At 72.0% G+C, this 17,642-nt stretch carries 12 protein-coding genes and 2 pseudogenes; 7 read left to right on the top strand and 7 right to left on the bottom strand.

From position 1 onward, the window contains the following. Positions 1–40: 40 nt before the first annotated feature. From DY218_RS07495 to DY218_RS07490, 3 genes and pseudogenes are all read right to left on the bottom strand, one after another. Complete coding sequence (locus DY218_RS07495; RefSeq protein WP_128555117.1) at positions 41–1,258, bottom strand: NAD(P)/FAD-dependent oxidoreductase; 1,218 nt, start codon at positions 1,256–1,258, stop codon at positions 41–43. A gap of 175 nt (positions 1,259–1,433) precedes the next feature. Beyond that, positions 1,434–1,715: pseudogene (locus tag DY218_RS34930) on the bottom strand (RNA polymerase subunit sigma-70); the annotation flags it as partial. 1 nt (position 1,716) lies between these two features. Continuing rightward, positions 1,717–2,444: sigma-70 family RNA polymerase sigma factor (locus DY218_RS07490; RefSeq protein ID WP_233521421.1), on the bottom strand; the 728-nt coding region annotated here is incomplete at its 3' end. Between the two features lie 157 nt (positions 2,445–2,601). Between DY218_RS07490 and DY218_RS07485 the strand changes: the two genes are divergently transcribed. From DY218_RS07485 to DY218_RS07460, 6 genes and pseudogenes are all read left to right on the top strand, one after another. Then, entirely contained in the window at positions 2,602–3,591 is a 990-nt protein-coding gene (locus tag DY218_RS07485) for a DUF2797 domain-containing protein (protein ID WP_407703577.1), read from the top strand. Positions 3,592–3,717: 126 nt separating this feature from the next. Beyond that, positions 3,718–4,671, top strand: a complete 954-nt coding sequence (locus DY218_RS07480; RefSeq protein WP_128555115.1) for an amidohydrolase family protein — start codon at positions 3,718–3,720, stop codon at positions 4,669–4,671. A 175-nt stretch (positions 4,672–4,846) separates the two neighbouring features. Beyond that, a pseudogene (locus DY218_RS07475) lies at positions 4,847–5,620 on the top strand (response regulator transcription factor); the annotation flags it as partial. A 167-nt stretch (positions 5,621–5,787) separates the two neighbouring features. Then, on the top strand, positions 5,788–7,488 hold the full coding sequence (locus DY218_RS34925; protein ID WP_128555121.1) for a sensor histidine kinase: 1,701 nt from the start codon (positions 5,788–5,790) through the stop codon (positions 7,486–7,488). A gap of 125 nt (positions 7,489–7,613) precedes the next feature. Next, positions 7,614–9,053, top strand: coding sequence for a bifunctional glycosyltransferase family 2/GtrA family protein (locus tag DY218_RS07465; protein WP_128555113.1), 1,440 nt, complete (start codon positions 7,614–7,616; stop codon positions 9,051–9,053). Then, positions 9,050–11,104: an ArnT family glycosyltransferase gene (locus DY218_RS07460; RefSeq protein ID WP_128555112.1), complete on the top strand. Its 2,055-nt coding sequence runs from the start codon at positions 9,050–9,052 to the stop codon at positions 11,102–11,104. The genes DY218_RS07465 and DY218_RS07460 overlap by 4 nt, the downstream gene beginning before the upstream one ends. A gap of 384 nt (positions 11,105–11,488) precedes the next feature. On the opposite strand, the gene DY218_RS07455 is transcribed toward DY218_RS07460, so the two are convergent. Then, complete coding sequence (locus DY218_RS07455) at positions 11,489–12,373, bottom strand: endonuclease/exonuclease/phosphatase family protein (RefSeq protein ID WP_128555111.1); 885 nt, start codon at positions 12,371–12,373, stop codon at positions 11,489–11,491. Positions 12,374–12,549: 176 nt separating this feature from the next. Here DY218_RS07455 and DY218_RS07450 point away from each other — a divergent pair, with 176 nt between their 5' ends. Further along, complete coding sequence (locus tag DY218_RS07450; RefSeq protein WP_128555110.1) at positions 12,550–13,416, top strand: TetR/AcrR family transcriptional regulator; 867 nt, start codon at positions 12,550–12,552, stop codon at positions 13,414–13,416. A gap of 71 nt (positions 13,417–13,487) precedes the next feature. Here DY218_RS07450 and DY218_RS07445 read toward each other — a convergent pair whose 3' ends face one another. From DY218_RS07445 to DY218_RS07435, 3 genes are all read right to left on the bottom strand, one after another. Beyond that, positions 13,488–13,976: a PPOX class F420-dependent oxidoreductase gene (locus tag DY218_RS07445; RefSeq protein ID WP_128555109.1), complete on the bottom strand. Its 489-nt coding sequence runs from the start codon at positions 13,974–13,976 to the stop codon at positions 13,488–13,490. 82 nt (positions 13,977–14,058) lie between these two features. After that, the gene (locus tag DY218_RS07440) at positions 14,059–14,877 is read right to left on the bottom strand and encodes a YceI family protein (protein WP_128555108.1); all 819 of its coding nucleotides are present in this window, start codon (positions 14,875–14,877) and stop codon (positions 14,059–14,061) included. Between the two features lie 250 nt (positions 14,878–15,127). Then, the gene (locus tag DY218_RS07435) at positions 15,128–17,629 is read right to left on the bottom strand and encodes an MFS transporter (protein WP_128555107.1); all 2,502 of its coding nucleotides are present in this window, start codon (positions 17,627–17,629) and stop codon (positions 15,128–15,130) included. Between the last annotated feature and the right edge of the window lie 13 nt (positions 17,630–17,642).

Raw genomic sequence — 17,642 nt, 5'->3', positions numbered from 1 at the left:
CCGGCCGGCGAGCGCTGACCGCCGGCCGGGCGCGGGCCGATCAGGCCGATGTCGATGCCGGTGCCTGATCGCGGGCGCCTGCGACGGTGGCGCGACGGCGACGGACCGGCATGCCGAAGGTGGGATTGGCCACGCCCCAGGCCGCGCCCTTGCAGACCAACTCCTTGTAGAGGGCGGCCATACGTCCGGTGAGGGCGGCGCGGACGGCCCGGTCGTCGGCGGTGACGTACTGGATGAGGCCCTCCTTGCGGCCCAGGGAGATGCACTGGTTGAAGTAACGCAGCGGCGCGTCCGGCAGCTTGCCACCGGTCAGCCGGGCGGCCACGGTGTCGGCGGCCTGCCAGGAGGTGGGGACCCCGGAGGCGCACGACATCCGCAGCGGCTTGCCGCCCGCACCCATCGCCAGGGCCGCGTCGCCGATGGCGTACACGTCCGGGTGGGAGACCGAGCGCATGGCCTCGTCGACGACGATCTGCCCGGTGTCGGTGACCTCGAGACCGCTGGCCGCGGCGATCGGATGGACCGCGAAACCGGTGGTCCACAGGGTGACGGCGGCCGGGATCGAGGTGCCGTCGGCGGCGGTCACATGGTCGGCGGCCACTTCGGCGACGGATGTGTGCTCGTGGGCGGTGATGCCGAGCCGGTCGAAGACCTTCCGCAGATGGCGGCGTCCCTTCTCGGAGAGCCAATCGCCCAGTTCGCCGCGGGAGGCGAGAGCCACATCGAGGTCCGGACGGGCCTCGGCGATCTCGGTCGCGGACTCGATGCCGGTGAGGCCGCCGCCGACCACGACCACGGAATCCCCGGCGGAGAGCCGGGCGAGGCGTGAGCGCAGCCGGAGGGCGCCCGGGCGGCTCGCGATCTGGTGGGCGTGCTCCTCGGTGCCGGGGACGCCCTGGCTGTTCCAGGCGCTGCCGAGGGCGTAGATGAGGGTGTCGTACTCGAGCTCCTCGGTGCCGGTTTCCGGCACGCCACTGCCGTTCACCTCGGTGACGGAGACCGTGTGCCGATCGACGTCGATCGACGTGACCAGGGCCTCCTTGAGCTCGACCCCGGTGCCGGCGAACATCTCGCGGTACGGCCGGGGCTTGAGGTCCTGGCCGACGGCGACCTGGTGCATGCGGACCCGCTCGACGAAGTCGGGCTCGGCGTTGACGAGGGTGATGGTGACGTCGTCGCGGTGCAGACGCTTGGCGAGGCGCCCGGCGGCGGTGGCCCCGGTGTAGCCCGCTCCGAGGACGATGATCCGGTGCTGCATGTCCATGCTCCTGTCTGAGGCGGCTTCGCTCCTTGAACCGGGCAGCTCGCCGTTTCCTGACAGGTGGGTGGTGTGAGGCGGGTCACATGGGGCGCGGTGTGGGCGATGTGTCGCGTCGAGGCGCGCCGGAGCGGCCGTCGGGGCAGGTCAGAGCGTCGTCGGGTCGTCGGGCGGGTCAGAACGCTTCGACGATCGGCTCCCCGTGGTCGCTCGCCGCCCAGCGCTGGTTCACCCGCTCGAGCTTGTCGGGGTTGACCTGATTGCGGATGGCGACGATCCCGTCCGGAGTGATCTCCAGGGCCATGACCGCGATGATCCGGCCGTGGACGACGGCCACCAGGCCCGGCTCGCCGTTGACCGTCGTCGCGTGGATCTCCGTCGGGCCGCCGGTGTAGGCGCGCTTGGCCTCCGTGGGCTTGAACAGACCCCGGATGAACTTCGCGACCGCGAGGGCACCNTAGGCGCGCTTGGCCTCCGTGGGCTTGAACAGACCCCGGATGAACTTCGCGACCGCGAGGGCACCCTCGGTCGCCCTGGCGCGCGCGGGAACCTTGCCGCCCCCGTCGCCGATCGAAGTGGCGTCCTCGGTGAGCAGGCGCACCAAGGGTTCGGTCCGGCCGCTTGTGGCGGCCGCGAGGAACTCGTCGATGACCCGCCGTGCGGCGGCCTCGTCGACCTCGGCCCGCGCCTTGCCGGCCGCGACGTGCTTCTTCGCCCGGTGGAAGATCTGCTGACTGGACGCTTCACTGATGTCGAGGATCTCGGCGATCTCGCGGTGCGGACAGCCGAAGGCCTCCCGCAGTACGTAGACGGCCCGCTCGTCCGGTGAGAGCCGCTCGAGGACGACGAGGACCGCGTACGAGACCGATTCGCGCTGCTCGGCGGTGTCGGCGGGGCCGAGCATCGGGTCGCCGCCGATCAGCGGTTCGGGAAGCCATTCGCCGACGTAGGTCTCGCGGCGGGCGCGGGCCGAGGTGAGCTGGTTGAGACAGAGGTTGGTGAGCACCTTCGTCAGCCATGCCTCGGGGACCGCGATGCGCGCGATGTCCGCCGCCTGCCAGCGCAGGAACGTGTCCTGCACAGCGTCCTCGGCCTCGCTCGCGGAGCCGAGCAGGCGATACGCGATGGCCTCCAGGCGGGGCCTCGCTGCCTCGAACCGGTCCACGTCGTCCAACGTCAAGGGCATGCCTCGGATACTAAGGCGTTTGTCCACGGGGTGTGTTGGTCGCAGGGCGTGACGCGTTCATGGGGTGTGACGCGTTCATGGGGTGTGAGTTGTCCACAACTCGTGAGTTGTCCACAGGCCCGACCGCATTGTCAGTGGCGGGGATCATGCTGGGTGCATGATGTGGCGGAGTACGGGGATGCGGTGGCGGGACGGCCGGGCGGTGCTCGGCTGGTCCGTGGGCGGGCGCGGCGGTCGGCGGGAATCGGAGCCGGCCGTCGGTCGGCGGCTGGCCTTCGCGTGCCGGGGCGGTCGGCGGTGCCTCGGGGTGTGGCGCGCGGGGCGGTACACGCAGTGCCCGCGGGCGGCGGAGGTGCCCGCTCGCGGCACGCGGGCGCAGTGCCAGGAGTGTGCCCGGATCGACCGTTCGTACTCGGTCGCTGCCGACACGTCGGTCGACGATCCGCGGCCGTACGGGGTGTATCTCGCGTACTTCGGGCCGGGGTTGCTCAAGGTGGGGATCACCGCGGTGGAGCGGGGGTCGGCGCGGTTGCTGGAGCAGGGGGCGGTGGCCTTCGTATGGCTGGGGCGGGGGCCGTTGATGGCGGCCCGGCGGGCGGAAGGGGTGCTGGGTGGTGTTCTGGGGGTGCCGGACCGGGTGCCGTATGCGCGCAAGCGGGCGGTGCGGGGCGAGTTGCCGGGGGTGCAGGAGCGGATGAGGGAGTTGCGCGAATGTCATGCGCGGGTGTGGGAACTTGCCGAGTGGCCCGAGTCGTTGAGCAGATTGCCGTTCGAACCGGTGGATCACAGTGTGGAGTTCGGGATTCCGGAGTTGGAGTCCGCAGTGGAGCGGGCCGCGGGTGACGGCGGTGGGGGTGTTGTGGTGCGGGAGTTGGTGGAGGGCGGAGTGGTCGCCGGGAGGTTGCTGGCCGCTGCAGGGCCGGATCTGCATCTGTGGTCGTCCTGGCGCGCTCCGGGGACCGGGCGGCAGCGGACGGGAGTGGTCGTGGTGGACACCCGGTTGATGAGCGGGTGGGGGTTGGTGGCGGTGGAGGCAGGCGACGGTGCGGTGGGGTCTGGTGCGAGTGGGGTGGAGGTGAGCGTCCCGGTGGTGGACGAAGGCTGGGGAGCCGCGGCAGGCGGCGGTGTGCAGGGGGATCTGTTCTGAGGGAGACCTGTGCGGAGATCGGGTGTCGGGTGGTCGGAGAGCGGCGGGGATGCAGGTGGGACGGGTGCGGGCCGAGGAGCGGGCGGGGCATGGACAGGCAGGTGGCGGTCGGACGAGAGTGGGGGAATGTGCGACGAGGTGGGTGAGGAGACCGGCGGTGCGGCCGGTCGGGCGGCCGGTGGTGCGGACGGTGAGCGGGCAGGTGAGGCGGCGGAGGTACGGGCGTTCTGGGAAGGGCTCGGGCTGCCGGGGCTCGTCGACGTCCATACGCACTTCATGCCGGAGCGGGTCCTGCGCAAGGTCTGGGCGTACTTCGACGCGGTCGGGCCGCTGACGGGACGGGAGTGGCCCATCTCGTACCGGCTGGCGGAGGAGCAACGGGTCGGGGTGCTCCGGGAGTTCGGGGTGCGTGCGTTCACGGCGATGCTCTATCCGCACAAGCCGGGAATGGCGGCCTGGCTCAATGCCTGGGGCGCGGAATTCGCCGGGCGTACGCCGGACTGTCTGCGCACCGCGACGCTCTTCCCCGAGGACGGCGTCGGGGAGTACGTGCGGGAGGCCGTCGAGTCCGGGGCGCAGGTCTTCAAGTCCCATCTGCAGGTGGGCGGTTACGACCCGAACGACCCGCGGCTCGACCCGGCGTGGGGACTGCTCGCGGAGGCCGGGGTCCCGGTGGTGATGCACTGCGGGTCGGGACCTGTTCCGGGCAAGCACACCGGGCCGGAGCCGGTCGGCCGGCTGCTCGCGCGGCATCCTCGACTGCCGCTGGTGGTGGCGCACATGGGGATGCCGGAATACGCGGACTTCCTCGACCTGGCCGAGCGGTACGACGAGGTGCGGCTCGACACGACCATGGCGTTCACGGACTTCTCCGAGAGCGCGATGCCGTATCCGGTGGAGGCACGAGCACGGCTGGCGGGCCTTGGCGACCGGGTGCTGCTCGGCACGGACTTCCCCAACATCCCGTATCCGTACGGGCATCAGCTGGAGGCGCTTGCGCGTCTGGAGCTCGGGGACGACTGGTTGCGCGCGGTGTGCCACGGCAATGGGGCGAGGTTGTTCGGACTGCCCGCGCGGTAGCGGGCCGAGGAGTGGGAGGAGACACAGACGACACGGAGACGGACACCAACACGAACACGGAGGCGGAGACGCAGGCCGGGGCGGAGACGGGCGTGAGGACGCCGCCGAGGCGTTTCTCAGGGAATTCACAGGTTCCGGCAAGGAGGATTTCAGAGCGGGTGGTCAGTGTGAGGGCATGACCACAATCTCGCGACAGGGCCGGCCCGACGAGGCGCCGGGCACCGGTACCGACGCCGCCAGGGCAGACATCCGCAGGCCCGACGGGTCCCGGGTGCGGGTGCTCGTCGTGGACGACGAGGCCTCGCTCACCGAGCTGCTCTCCATGACTCTGCGGTACGAGGGCTGGGACGTGCGTACGGCGGAGGACGGGGCGAGCGCCGTGCGTGCGGCGCGGTCGTTCCGGCCCGACGCCGTGGTGCTTGATGTGATGCTGCCCGATATGCACGGTCTCGCCGTGCTCGGCCGGCTGCGGCACGATCTGCCGGACGTCCCGGTGCTGTTCCTGACCGCGAAGGACGCGGTCGAGGATCGGATCGCGGGGCTCACCGCGGGCGGGGACGACTATGTGACCAAGCCGTTCAGCCTCGAGGAGGTCGTGGCGCGGTTGCGCGGGCTCATCCGGCGTTCGGGAGCAGTGGCGCGGCGCAGCGAGTCGCTGCTGGTCGTCGGTGATCTCACCCTCGACGAGGACAGCCACGAGGTGACGCGGGGCGGCCGGTCGATCCATCTGACGGCCACCGAGTTCGAGCTGCTGCGGTATCTGATGCGGAATCCGCGACGGGTGTTGAGCAAGGCGCAGATCCTGGACCGGGTGTGGAGCTACGACTTCGGCGGTCAGGCGAACGTCGTCGAGCTGTACATCTCGTATCTGCGCCGGAAGATCGACGCGGGGAACGCGCCGATGATCCACACACGGCGCGGCGCGGGTTATCTGCTCAAGGCGGCGGACCCGGCTCAGCAGCCGGCGTCCGGGGCCGGGGCCGCGTCCAGGGCCGCGACGGCTTCATCGGCGCAGTCGGCTCCGTCCTCGGCTCCGGCGTCGGTGTCGGCTCCCGCCTCGGTGTCGGCTCCGGCCTCGGCGTGACGCGAGGCGTGTGGGCTCCCCGCCCAGGAGCCCTGCGCCGACACGGCTCTCGGGCGAGTCGGTCACGCCGGCCCCGTAGGCCCCGTTCGCTGCGGACGCGGCTCGTCGTGTCCGCAGTGGTGCTGATCGCGCTGGTGTGTGCGGTGATCGGGACGGTCACGACGGTGGCGCTGCACTCGTACCTGTACAAGCAGCTGGACACGCAGCTCTCCGAGATCGCGCTGCGGGCCGGCGGGCCGCCTGGTGGAGACGGCCCGCCCGGGGACGAGCGGCGGGATCCGCTGCGTTTCCTCGGGCTCGGCGGCCAGGACATAGGAACCGTGGGGGCGGTGATCGAGGACGGAGGAGTCGTACGCGCCGCGGTCAGCGAACGGGGCGCCGAGCCGACCGAGCGCGCCCGCCTCGGCGCACTCGACCATGCGCAGGCCGAAGCGCTGGACTCCGTCGCACGGGACGGCCGACCGCACAGCGTGGACCTGCCCGGACTCGGCGGCTACCGCGCGCAGTACACCCAGGGCGCGAACGGCGAACTGCTCGTCGCCGTACCGACCGCGACCGTCGAGGACACCGTCGCCACCCTGGTCGTGGTGGAGCTGTGCGTCGCCGGCGCGGGGCTGGTGGCGGCCGGAATCGCGGGAGCGGCGATGGTCGGCATGGCGCTCCGCCCGCTGCGCCGGGTGGCCGCGACGGCGACCAGGGTCTCCGAACTCCCCCTGCACAGCGGCGAACCCGACCTCTCCGAGCGGGTGCCGGACGCCGATCCGCGGACCGAGGTCGGCCAGGTCGGCGCGGCGCTCAACCGCATGCTCGACCATGTGCACTCCGCGCTCAGTGCGCGGCAGGAGAGCGAGACGCGGGTACGGCGGTTCGTCGCGGACGCCAGTCATGAGCTGCGCACGCCGCTCGCTTCGATCCGGGGTTACGCGGAGCTCACGCGGCGCGGACGGGAGAAGACCGGCCCCGACACACGGCACGCCCTCGGCCGTATCGAGTCCGAGGCGTCCCGGATGACGGTCCTGGTGGAGGACCTGTTGCTGCTGGCACGGCTCGACGCCGGACGCCCGCTCGCGAAACAGAGCACGGATCTCTCCCCGCTCGTGGTGGACGCGGTCAGCGATGCGCGGGCGGCGGGGCCGGACCACCACTGGCGCCTCGAGCTGCCGGCGGAGCCCGCCCTCGTACGGGCCGATCCGGCGCGGCTCCAACAGGTACTGGTGAATCTGCTGGCCAACGCGCGCACCCACACCCCGCCCGGCACCACGGTCACCGCCCGGGTGACGGTCACCGACCGCCCTGACGGCCATTGCCCTGACGTCCGTTGCCCCGAGGTCCGTCGCCCCGAGGTCCGTCGCCCCGAGGGCCGTCGCACCGGCAGTGCGGAGGGCGTCCGTCCCACCCTCCGCGTGGAGATCGAGGACGACGGGCCGGGGATGGCGGCGGAGCTGGTGCCGCAGGTCTTCGAGCGGTTCGCGCGCGGGGACGAATCCCGGGCGCGGGCGAACGGAAGCGCCGGATCCACGGGGCCCTCGGGGCCGTCGGGGTCCACGGGGCTCGGTCTGGCGATCGTACGGGCGGTGGTGACGGCGCACGACGGGGACGTACGCGCCGAGAGTGCACCCGGGCGCACGGTCTTCACCGTGACGCTTCCTTGCGACCCGTCCCGGCCGGGAGGACCGGCCGAGTCGCAGGCTCCGCACGACTCGGAGCGGATCGAGGCGCCCCACCCGGCCTGACACGGCGGGCTCCTACGCCCCATGTCTCCCACCTCCTCCTCCCGTACGACTCACGCCTCACGACTCACAGCCCACCCACAGCCTCAGCACATCGCCGGGACAGGCCACTTGGCGAGTGTCGTCGTATGCGAAGCGATCCCCTTGAGACGGCCGCGGCAGCAGCGGCTGCGACGGGTACGACGGATGCCGCGGCCAAGGCGCCCCCGGCGCGCGCCGGCGGCGCACTCCCCGCGCGCGCCCCCGTACCGCTGCGCGGAGACGGTCCGCCCGTCCTGGACGTGGTGATTCCGGTCTACAACGAGGAGAAGGACCTGGCGGCCTGCGTCCGGAGGCTGCACTCCCACCTCGCCGAGAACTTCCCGTACGGCCGTGACGACCGGGACACCCGAAGCGGCACGCACGGCCGGTGCGGCTTCCGGATCACCGTCGCCGACAACGCGAGCACCGACCGCACGCCCCGGATCGCCGCGGCCCTGGCCCGCGAGCTGACCGGCGTCACCTCGTACCGCCTGGACCGGAAGGGACGCGGGCGGGCCCTGCGGACCGTGTGGTCGCAGTCGGACGCGCCCGTGCTCGCGTACATGGACGTCGATCTGTCCACCGATCTGAACGCCCTGCTGCCGCTGGTCGCCCCGCTGATCTCGGGACACTCGGATCTGGCGATCGGATCGCGGCTGGCGCGCACCTCGCGGGTGGTGCGCGGGCCGCGCAGGGAGTTCATCTCCCGGGCGTACAACCTGATTCTGCGAGGGTCGCTGCAGGCCAGGTTCAGCGACGCACAGTGCGGGTTCAAGGCGATCCGGCGGGATGTCGCGCAGCGGCTGCTGCCGATGGTGGAGGACACCGGCTGGTTCTTCGACACCGAGCTGCTCGTGCTCGCCGAGCGTGCCGGGCTGCGAATCCACGAGGTGCCGGTGGACTGGGTCGACGACCCCGACTCGACCGTGCACGTGGTGCGGACGGCCGCCGAGGACCTCAAAGGAGTGTGGCGCGTGGGCCGGGCGCTCGCCGTCGGCGCGCTCCCGCTCGACCGGCTCGCACGCCCCTTCGGGGACGACCCGCGCGACCGGCGCATCGAGGGCGTGCCAGGCGGACTCGCACGCCAACTCGTCGGATTCTGTGTGGTGGGCGCGCTGTCGACGCTCTTCTATCTGGCGTTGTACTCGCTGTTCCGCACCGGCCTCGGACCGCAGTTCGCGAACGCGGGCGCGCTGCTCGTCTCGGCCGTCGCGAACACCGCGGCGAACCGGAGGCTCACCTTCGGCGTACGCGGACGGGAGCGGGCGGTGCGGCATCAGGCGCAGGGGCTCGTGGTGTTCGCCATCGGCCTCGCCCTGACCAGCGGTTCGCTCGCCGCGCTCGACGCGGCCGGCGGCGGCGCCTCGCACACGACCGAACTGACCGTGCTGATCGCCGCCAACCTCGCCGCCACGGTCCTCCGCTTCCTCCTCCTGCGGGCCTGGGTCTTCCCGGACCGGGGCGCCGCCCGCCCACCGGTCCCCGAGCTCGCCCCCACGCACCCCGACACCACGCACCCCGGCACCACCCCCAGGACCGACCGATGACCAAGCCCAAGCCCAAGCCCAAGCCCAACCTCAGTACGCTCTGGCGCGGCAGGCCCGACGATCCGCCCTTCGTCCGCCCCGCGCTGCTCGTCCTGCTGCTCGCCACGGCCGGGCTCTACCTCTGGCAGCTGAGCGCTTCCGGTTACGCCAACTCCTTCTACTCCGCGGCAGTTCAGGCAGGCAGTGAGAGCTGGCAGGCGTTCTTCTTCGGCTCGTCCGACGCGGGCAATTCGATCACCGTCGACAAGCCGCCGGCCGCGCTGTGGCCGATGGCCCTGTCCGTACGGCTCTTCGGACTCGGCTCCTGGCAGATCCTGGTGCCCGAGGTGCTGATGGGAGTGGGCACGGCGGCGGTCCTGTACGCGGCCGTGCGGCGGCGGTTCTCGGCGGCGGCCGGGCTGATCACGGTCGGGGCGTTCGCACTCACCCCGGTCGCGGCGCTGATGTTCCGCTTCAACAACCCGGACGCGCTGCTCGCGCTCCTGATGACGATCACGGTGTACTGCGTACTGCGTGCGCTGGAGGAGGCGCGTACGAAGTGGCTGCTCTGGGCCGGGGCCGCGGTCGGCCTCGCGTTCCTCACCAAGACCCTGCAGGCCTTCCTGATCCTCCCGCCGCTGGCCGTCCTGTACGCGGTGTGCGCGCCCACGGCGCTGCGGCGCCGGCTCGGCCAACTCGCCCTGTCCGCAGGCGCGATGGTGCTCGCCGGCGGCTGGTGGGTGGCGATCGTCGAACTGTGGCCCGCCGCCTCCCGACCGTACGTCGGAGGGTCGCAGAACAACTCGTTCCTGGAGCTGACCTTCGGCTACAACGGACTCGGCCGGATCAACGGCGAGGAGACCGGCAGCGTGGGCGGCGGGGGCGGACCCGGCGGCGGACCGGGCGGCGGTGGCTGGGGCGGTACCGGCTGGGACCGGATGTTCACCGGCACCATCGGCGGTCAGATCGCCTGGCTGCTGCCCGCCGCGCTGCTGCTGCTCGTGGCCGGCCTGGTGCTGACCCGCCGCGCGGCGCGGACCGACACGGCGCGGGCGGCGTTCCTCGCCTGGGGCGGGTCGCTGGTCATGACCGCGGGGGTCTTCAGCTTCATGCAGGGGATCTTCCACGAGTACTACACGGTGGCGCTGGCCCCGTACATCGCCGCCCTGGTCGGCATGGGGGCCACGGTGCTGTGGGAGGAACGCGGCCGGCTGCTGCCCGCCGCGGCCCTGTCCGGCACCGTCGCGGTCACCGCCTGCTGGGGGTACGTGCTGCTCGGCCGGTCCGAGGGCTACCTGCCGTGGTTGCGCTGGGCGGTGCTGGTGGGCGGCCTCGTCGCGGCGTGCGGGCTGTTGCCCGGCGGGCGGCGCGGCGGGCGTCGACTCGCCTTGGCGGCAAGCGGGTTGGGGTTGGCGGCGGCGCTGGCCGGCCCGCTCGCGTACACCCTGACGACGGTGAACGAGGGCCACGCCGGCTCGATCGTCACGGCGGGGCCGGCGGTGTCGGGCGGCCGCGGCGGGATGGGCGGGGGCCCGCCTGGTGGCGGGGGGCCGCCCGGTGGTGGGGGAGGTCCGGGAGGCGGGCAGCCGACCGGTGGCGACGGGGCGCAGCGGGGCGTGCGTCCCGGCGCGGACGGCGGTCGTACGCCGGGCCCCGGGTTCCCGGGCAAGGGCTTCACCGGTGAGCGGCCCGGCGGTGGCATGGGCGGTCTGCTCAACGGCACGGAGGTCAGTGCGAAGGTCAGGGCCGTGCTGGAGCGGGATGCGGGTGACTACACGTGGATGGCTGCCGCCATCGGGTCCCAGAATGCTGCCGGGTATCAGCTGGCCGGCGGGCATGCTGTGATGCCGATCGGGGGGTTCAACGGGAGTGACCCGTCGCCGACGCTTGCGCAGTTCAAGGAGTACGTGGCCGCGGGGCGGATCCATTACTTCGTCGCCGGGGCGGAACAGGGGCGTGCGGGGCCTGGGGGCAACTCCAGTGCGGAGATTACGAGTTGGGTGCGGTCCACGTTTGCGGAGGTCTCCGTTGACGGGGTGACTCTTTACGACCTCACACAACGAGTGGGCTGAGTCCCAGCCCGTTCAGCAAGTTCAGCCCCTCCGGGGCTCGGGGGTTCGGGTCCGGGGCAGCGCCCCAAATCCAGCCTCTCCGGCGTTCGTGGGTTGGGGTCCGGGGCGGCGCCCCGTGGCGGCTTCCAGGCCGTCGGCCTGGCGGCCTCGTCCTCAAGCGCCGGACGGGCTTGATTTGTCGGCCTGGCGGCCTCGTCCTCAAGCGCCGGACAGGCTGAAAGATGTCCTCAAGCGCCGGACGGGCTGGAGATGCCCAACGGGCTGAGGATCCCGGACGGGCTGAGGATGCCCGACGGGCAGGCATTGCCCGACGAGCTGAGGATGCCGGACGGGCAGGCAATGCCCGACGAGCTGAGGATGCCCGACGGACCCGGAAGACACGCCTCAGCGACGGCGCAGCCGCAGGTCGGCGATCACCCCGAGGTGGTCGGAGGCCCCGTCCCCCACCACTGCGGCCGCGCCGCCCCGTACGGGCCCGTTCACCGCGACGTAGTCGATCCGCTTGACCGGCTCCAGAGCCGGATACGTCGGGCCCCCGGGATCCACATCCCGCAGGTCCTTCCACAGCGGCCCGAACTCCCCCGCATCGGGCTCCGCGTTGAAGTCGCCGAGCAACACCTGCGCCGGACACCGCCCCCGCGCGGAACAGTCCTCGGCCATGATCCGCCGCGTGTCGGCGACCTGGGCGATCCGTACCGAGGGATCGGGCCGGTAGTCGAGATGGGTGACATAGATGTGCACCGGCACCCCACGCACCCTGAGCACCACCTCGCCGAATCCGGGCGCAGGCGCGGGGACCGGATCGGGGTCCTGGGTGGAGAGGCGGGTGATCTCGTGGTTCGTCGCGGCGACGATCCGGTGCCGGGACAGCACCGCGACCCCGTACTCGCGTCGGGGCTCGCCCGCGGCCGGTGGATCCAGGCTGTAGATCGGCGCGAAGTACACGTGCATGTCGAGGGCTTCGGCGAGTTCGCCGGCGAGATCGCGCCACTCACTGCGCTGGTCCCAGTGCACATCGACCTCCTGCAGGCCGATGACGTCCGCATCGAGGGCACGCAGCTCGGCCACCTGCCGGTCGAGATCGAAGACCTCGTCCGCACCGGCCCCCGCATGCATGTTGTACGAGGCGACCCGCAGCGGCGCATGATGCCCGCCGCCCCTCGCCGCCCCGGCGGACGACCCCTCGTCCGCGGCTGCCGGCGCCACCGCCAAACCGCTCAACAATCCACCGACCAGCAGCAGTTGCCACGTTCCGCGCCGCAGTGCCATGCCCCGTCCCCTGTCCGCTCGGTCTCGCCGATTCTCTTGTCAGGTTCGCGCCGGGAACGCTACCGCGGGAACGCGTACCCAGACCCCTGCCTTCGGCGAGCAGCGCGCGGGGAGGCGGGGGATTCGACCGGACGAGTCGGGCATAGCATCAAGGAAACGACTCAGGAAGGTGTGCCATGACGAGGGCGGCCGACCGCAGCAAGCGTCCGCTACGGACCAGTGTCTGGCTGGACGGCAGACCACCCGCCGGCGATGCACCCCGCGGCGATGCACCCCGCGGCAAGGCACCCGAAGGAAGGGCACCCGAAGGAAGGGCACCCGCCCCCACACCCGGCGGCGCCCGCAGGCCCGACCAGCCCACCGGCCTCGACCTGCACCGCATCGTCACCGAGACCGTCGCCCTGCTCGACACGGACGGCCTCGCCAGCTTCTCCATGCGCAAGCTGGCCGGCCGCCTCGGCGTCACGGCGATGTCCGTGTACTGGTACGTCGACACCAAGGACGACCTGCTCGAACTGGCCCTCGACGAGGTCTTCGCCGAGCTCCCGCCGAACACGGAGGGGGAGCCCATCGAAGCGTCCCCCGACTGGTGGGCCCGCCTGCGCGCCCTCGCCCACGGCTACCGCGCCGTCCTCGTCCGCCACCCCTGGGTGACCACCCTGATCGGCAACTACCTCAATGTGGGCCCGCGTTCCAAGGCGTTCTCCCTGGCCGTGCAGCGGGTGATCCGAGACACCGGACTGCCGCCGGAGCGCCGGATGGGTGCGATCGGGGCGACCTTCCAGTTCGTGTACGGATTCGGCACGATCGAGGGCCACTTCAAGCAGCGCTGCGCCACGGCCGGCATGACGCAGGACGAGTACTACACCGAGGCGATCGGCTCGATCCGCCAGTCACCGGAGATGGCGGGCTACCTGGAGAGCGCGGACGAGATCCTCGCGGCCCGCGGCGAGGGCACCGTCGAGGAGCTGCGGGAGCGGGACTTCGAGGTCGCCCTCGACATACTGATCGCGGGCATCGAGGCGACCACGGCCCGCGGCTGAACCGCAGCAGCCGCCCCGCCCGACCCACAGCAGCCGCCCCCCGGCCCGAACCGCCGCCCCCGCCCGAACCCTCAGGCCAGCCGCGCCGGAAACCCGCCCGTGGCGATCGGCCCCCACCGCTCGGGCGTCACCCGGATCAGCGACTTGCCCTGCTTCACCATCGCCGCCCGGTATTCGTCCCAGTCCGGATGCTCCCCCGAGATGTTCCGGAAGTACTCGACGAGCGGCTCGACGGAGTCGGGGACATCGAGCACCTCGGCCGTACCGTCGACCTGCACCCAGGGCCCGTTCCACTCTCCCCCAGACTCCGTCCGGGAGGTGCCCCCACTGAGCACCAGGACACTGACCTGCTCGTCCCGCTTGGCGTTGCGCGTCTTGGCGCGCTCCGGATACGTCGACATGACCAGGCGCCCCGAGTCGTCGACGCCGAGGGTGAGCGGAGAGGCCTGCGGCCCGCCGTCCGTGCGCCTGGTCAGCAGGACGGCCCGGTGCCGCGGCCGGACGAAGTCCAGCAACTCGGCAAGATCCACACGGGTGTTGCTCGCGATATTGGCAGCCATGCCGCGACCCTACGACGCTCCCCGCGCCGGTACCGCCGAACCACCCCGTCCCGCCCGGACCGGGCCGCCCGTCCCGCCCGGATCAGGCCTCCGGCAGCGACTCCCCCTGCACCGCCTGGATGTCCAGCTCCACCTTCAGCGTCGTGCCGATGGCGGAGATGCCCGCCTGCACGACCTGGTTGTAGTTCATCGCGAAGTCCTCGCGGTGCAGCTCCGCCGTGGCGTGGAAGGCCGCGCGCAGTCCGCCCCACGGGTCCGGTCCGGTGCCGAGGTACGACAGATCGAGGTCGACGGGCCGTACGACACCGTGCAGGGACAGCTCGCCGTGCACCGTCCAGCGGTCGGGGCCCGCCGGGTCGAGGCCCGTACTGCGGTAGCTGATCTCCGAGAAGCGTTCGACGTCGAGGAAGTCGGGGGAGACCAGGTGCTTGTCCCGCATGCCGTTGCCGGTGTCGATGGAGGGTGCCGCGATGACGGCGTCCACCCGCGAGCGAGCCGGGTCCTCACCGATCTCGATGCGCCCCGAGAACTCGGTGAACCGGCCGTGCACACTGGAGATCCCCAGGTGCCGGGCGACCGCGCCCACCGAGGAATGCGCGGGGTCGAGCGTCCAGACGCCGGGCGGCGGGAGCGCGGCGCCGCCCTGCCGGGTCAGCACCACCGAGCCCACGTCGGCCCGCCCGCTCGCCGTGACCAGGGCCGTGGCGGCGGACGGCGCATAGCCGAGCGCCGTCACGATCACGGTGTACGGCCCCGGCTCCAGCACCGAGGCGTCACTGACCGCGCCCTCCGCGTCGGCCTCGGCGCGCAGCACCTGATTGCCCCGCATGTCGGTCAGGGTGACCACCGCGTGCTGCACGGCCCACCCGTCGCGGGTGCGTACCCGGGCACTCAGTCCCATGGCTTGCTCTCCTCACACTTCGCTCGCCCCACCGTCGGGTGGGAACTGCCCCCGGCCGGCGGTGACTGCCCGCCGCCCGCGGGGAAAGAGACGGGCCCGGCGGGCCGTCCCCTGCCCGCCGGGCCCCTTTCCCGGCCGGACCGGTCGCGCACCTCCGCTCGGGATGCGCGCCCTGCCCCGGGTTTTCTGGGGGGTGTCGGACACCCCCGAGGAGCCGCCGCGCCGTTGTCACGCGGCGGCCCCGTGCCGACTACTCGTCCGGGTGGGCGAGTTCGATGTCGTGGCCCTCGGTGCCGCGGCCCGAGACGGTCAGCCCCGTGGCCACCGGCGGATACCCGGTCGCGATGACCGTGTACTCACCACTGTCCAGATCACCGAAGGCGTACGCCCCGTCGGATCCGGTGGTCGAGGTGGCGACCACATTGCCGGCGCCGTCGACCAGGGTCACCCGGGCCGCCGCGAGCGGCTGCCCCTCGGCGCGGACCGTGCCGGTGACCTGCGCCCCGGCGAGCAGTGCGACCTCGATCCGGGTCAGGCCCTGGTGGCCGACCTCCACCGGGAGCGCCATCGGGCGGTGGCCCTCGGCGTTGACCGCGACGGTCACCGGCCCGGGCACCAGCTCGCCGAAGGCGAACTCGCCCTGCTCGTCGCTGAGTCCGGTGGCCAGCACGTCACCGCGCACATCGGTGACCACGACCATGGCCCCGCCGACCGGCAGTGCGGTCTCGGCGCCCCGCACCACACCGGTCAGCCCGCTGGTCCCGCTGAGCTGGATGTCGTACGAGACCGGGCTCTCCCCCACGACGACCGTCGAGGCCTGTGGCTGGAAGCCGTCCGCCGAGGCGATCAGGACGTAGGAGCCGGCGCCGGGTGCGTCGAGCGCGTAGCCGCCGTCCGCCTGGGCGACGCCGCGACCGAGCTGACGTCCCGCGAGCGAGATCAGCGTGACGGTCGCGCGGACCACGGGCACGCCCTCCGCGCCGCGGACGACGCCGCGGACCGGGATGCCGGGCGCGGTCGGCGCGGGGTCCACCGCGGCGAGCTGCGCGGTCGCGGTGTCCTTGGTGAGCAGGGCACCCGCGTCGGCGGGGGCGGTGGCCTCAGGCGCTCCGGCGGCGACCGTGGCGAGGGGCGCCTCGGCCGGCGTCTCGCTCTCGGCCTCGTTCGCGTCGATGGCCTTGGTCTTGAGCGGGACCTCCTTGATGAACAGGGTCAGCAGGAAGGCCACGAAGGCGGCCGGCGCGGCGAACAGGAAGATGTCGGCGACACCGTGCCCGTACGCGCCCTCCATCACACCGCGGAACGGCTGGGGCAGCTCGGAGATGTTCGGGATCGCGCCGCCGCCGGTACCGCCGTGGCCCATGCCCGCGGCCTTCGGGCCGAGTTCGGCGAGGCCGTCCTTCACATACTCGGTGACGCGGTTGCCGAGCAGTGCGCCGAGCGCCGAGACGCCCATGGCACCGCCGAGCGACCGGAAGAAGGTGACGATGGAGCTGGCCGCGCCGAGGTCGGCCGGGTCCACCTGGTTCTGTGTGCACAGGACCAGGTTCTGCATCATCATGCCGATGCCGAGGCCCATCAGGACCATGAAGATCGCGACGTGCCAGTACTCGGTGTCGTAGCGGATCGTGGACAGCAGTCCCAGACCGCCGGTGACCAGCGCGCCGCCGGCCACCAGCCAGGCCTTCCAGCGGCCGGTCTTGGTGATGACGAGGCCGGAGACGGTCGACGAGACGAAGAGTCCGCCGATCATCGGGATGGTCATGACGCCCGACATGGTCGGCGACTCGCCCCTGGCCAGCTGGAAGTACTGGCTGAAGAACACGGTGCCGGCGAACATCGCGACACCCACAAAGAGCGAGGCGAGCGCCGAGAGCGTGATCGTCCGGTTGCGGAACAGCCGCAGCGGAATGATCGGCTCCGTGGCCTTCGACTCGGTGAACACGAAGACCAGGCCGAGCAGCACGGAGCCGGCGACCATGACGGTGGTCTGCCAGGACATCCAGTCGTACTTGTCACCGGCGAAGGTCACCCAGAGCAGCAGCAGGCAGACGGCGGCCGAGATGAAGAAGGCGCCGGCCCAGTCGACCTTCACGCCCTCCCGCTTGACGACCGGGAGCTTCAGGGTCTTCTGCAGCACGATCAGGGCGATGACCGCGAACGGCACACCCACGTAGAAGCACCAGCGCCAGCCGAGCCACGAGGTGTCGGTGATGACACCGCCGAGCAGCGGGCCGCCGACGGTCGCGACGGCGAAGGTGGCGCCGAGGTAGCCGCTGTAGCGGCCGCGTTCGCGCGGGGAGATCATCGCGGCCATGATGATCTGCGCCAGTGCGGCGAGGCCGCCGACGCCGATGCCCTGCACGACCCGGCAGGCGATCAGCATTCCGGCGCTCTGCGAGAGGCCGGCCACGACGGAGCCGAATACGAAGATGGTCAGGGCTATCTGGACGAGCAGCTTCTTGCTGAACAGGTCGGCCAGCTTGCCCCAGAGCGGGGTGGTGGCCGTCATCGAGAGCAGCGTCGCCGTGACGACCCAGGTGTAGGCGGACTGGCCGCCGCCCAGGTCGGACACGATGCGGGGGAGTGCGTTGGAGACGATCGTCGACGACAGGATCGCGACGAACATGCCGAGCAGCAGCCCGGACAGCGCCTCCATGATCTGCCGGTGCGACATCGCCGGGCCTTCGGTGGGGGCTCCCCCGTGCTTGGCGTGGCTGGCCCGCACACCGGCTGGTGTGGTCGTTGCCATGTACTTCCTTTGC

This window comes from Streptomyces triticagri, from assembly GCF_003429565.1.
Taxonomy (GTDB): Bacteria; Actinomycetota; Actinomycetes; order Streptomycetales; family Streptomycetaceae; genus Streptomyces; species Streptomyces triticagri.
Note: the sequence above shows the minus strand (reverse complement) of the source record. Positions and strands in the feature narration are given on the sequence as shown.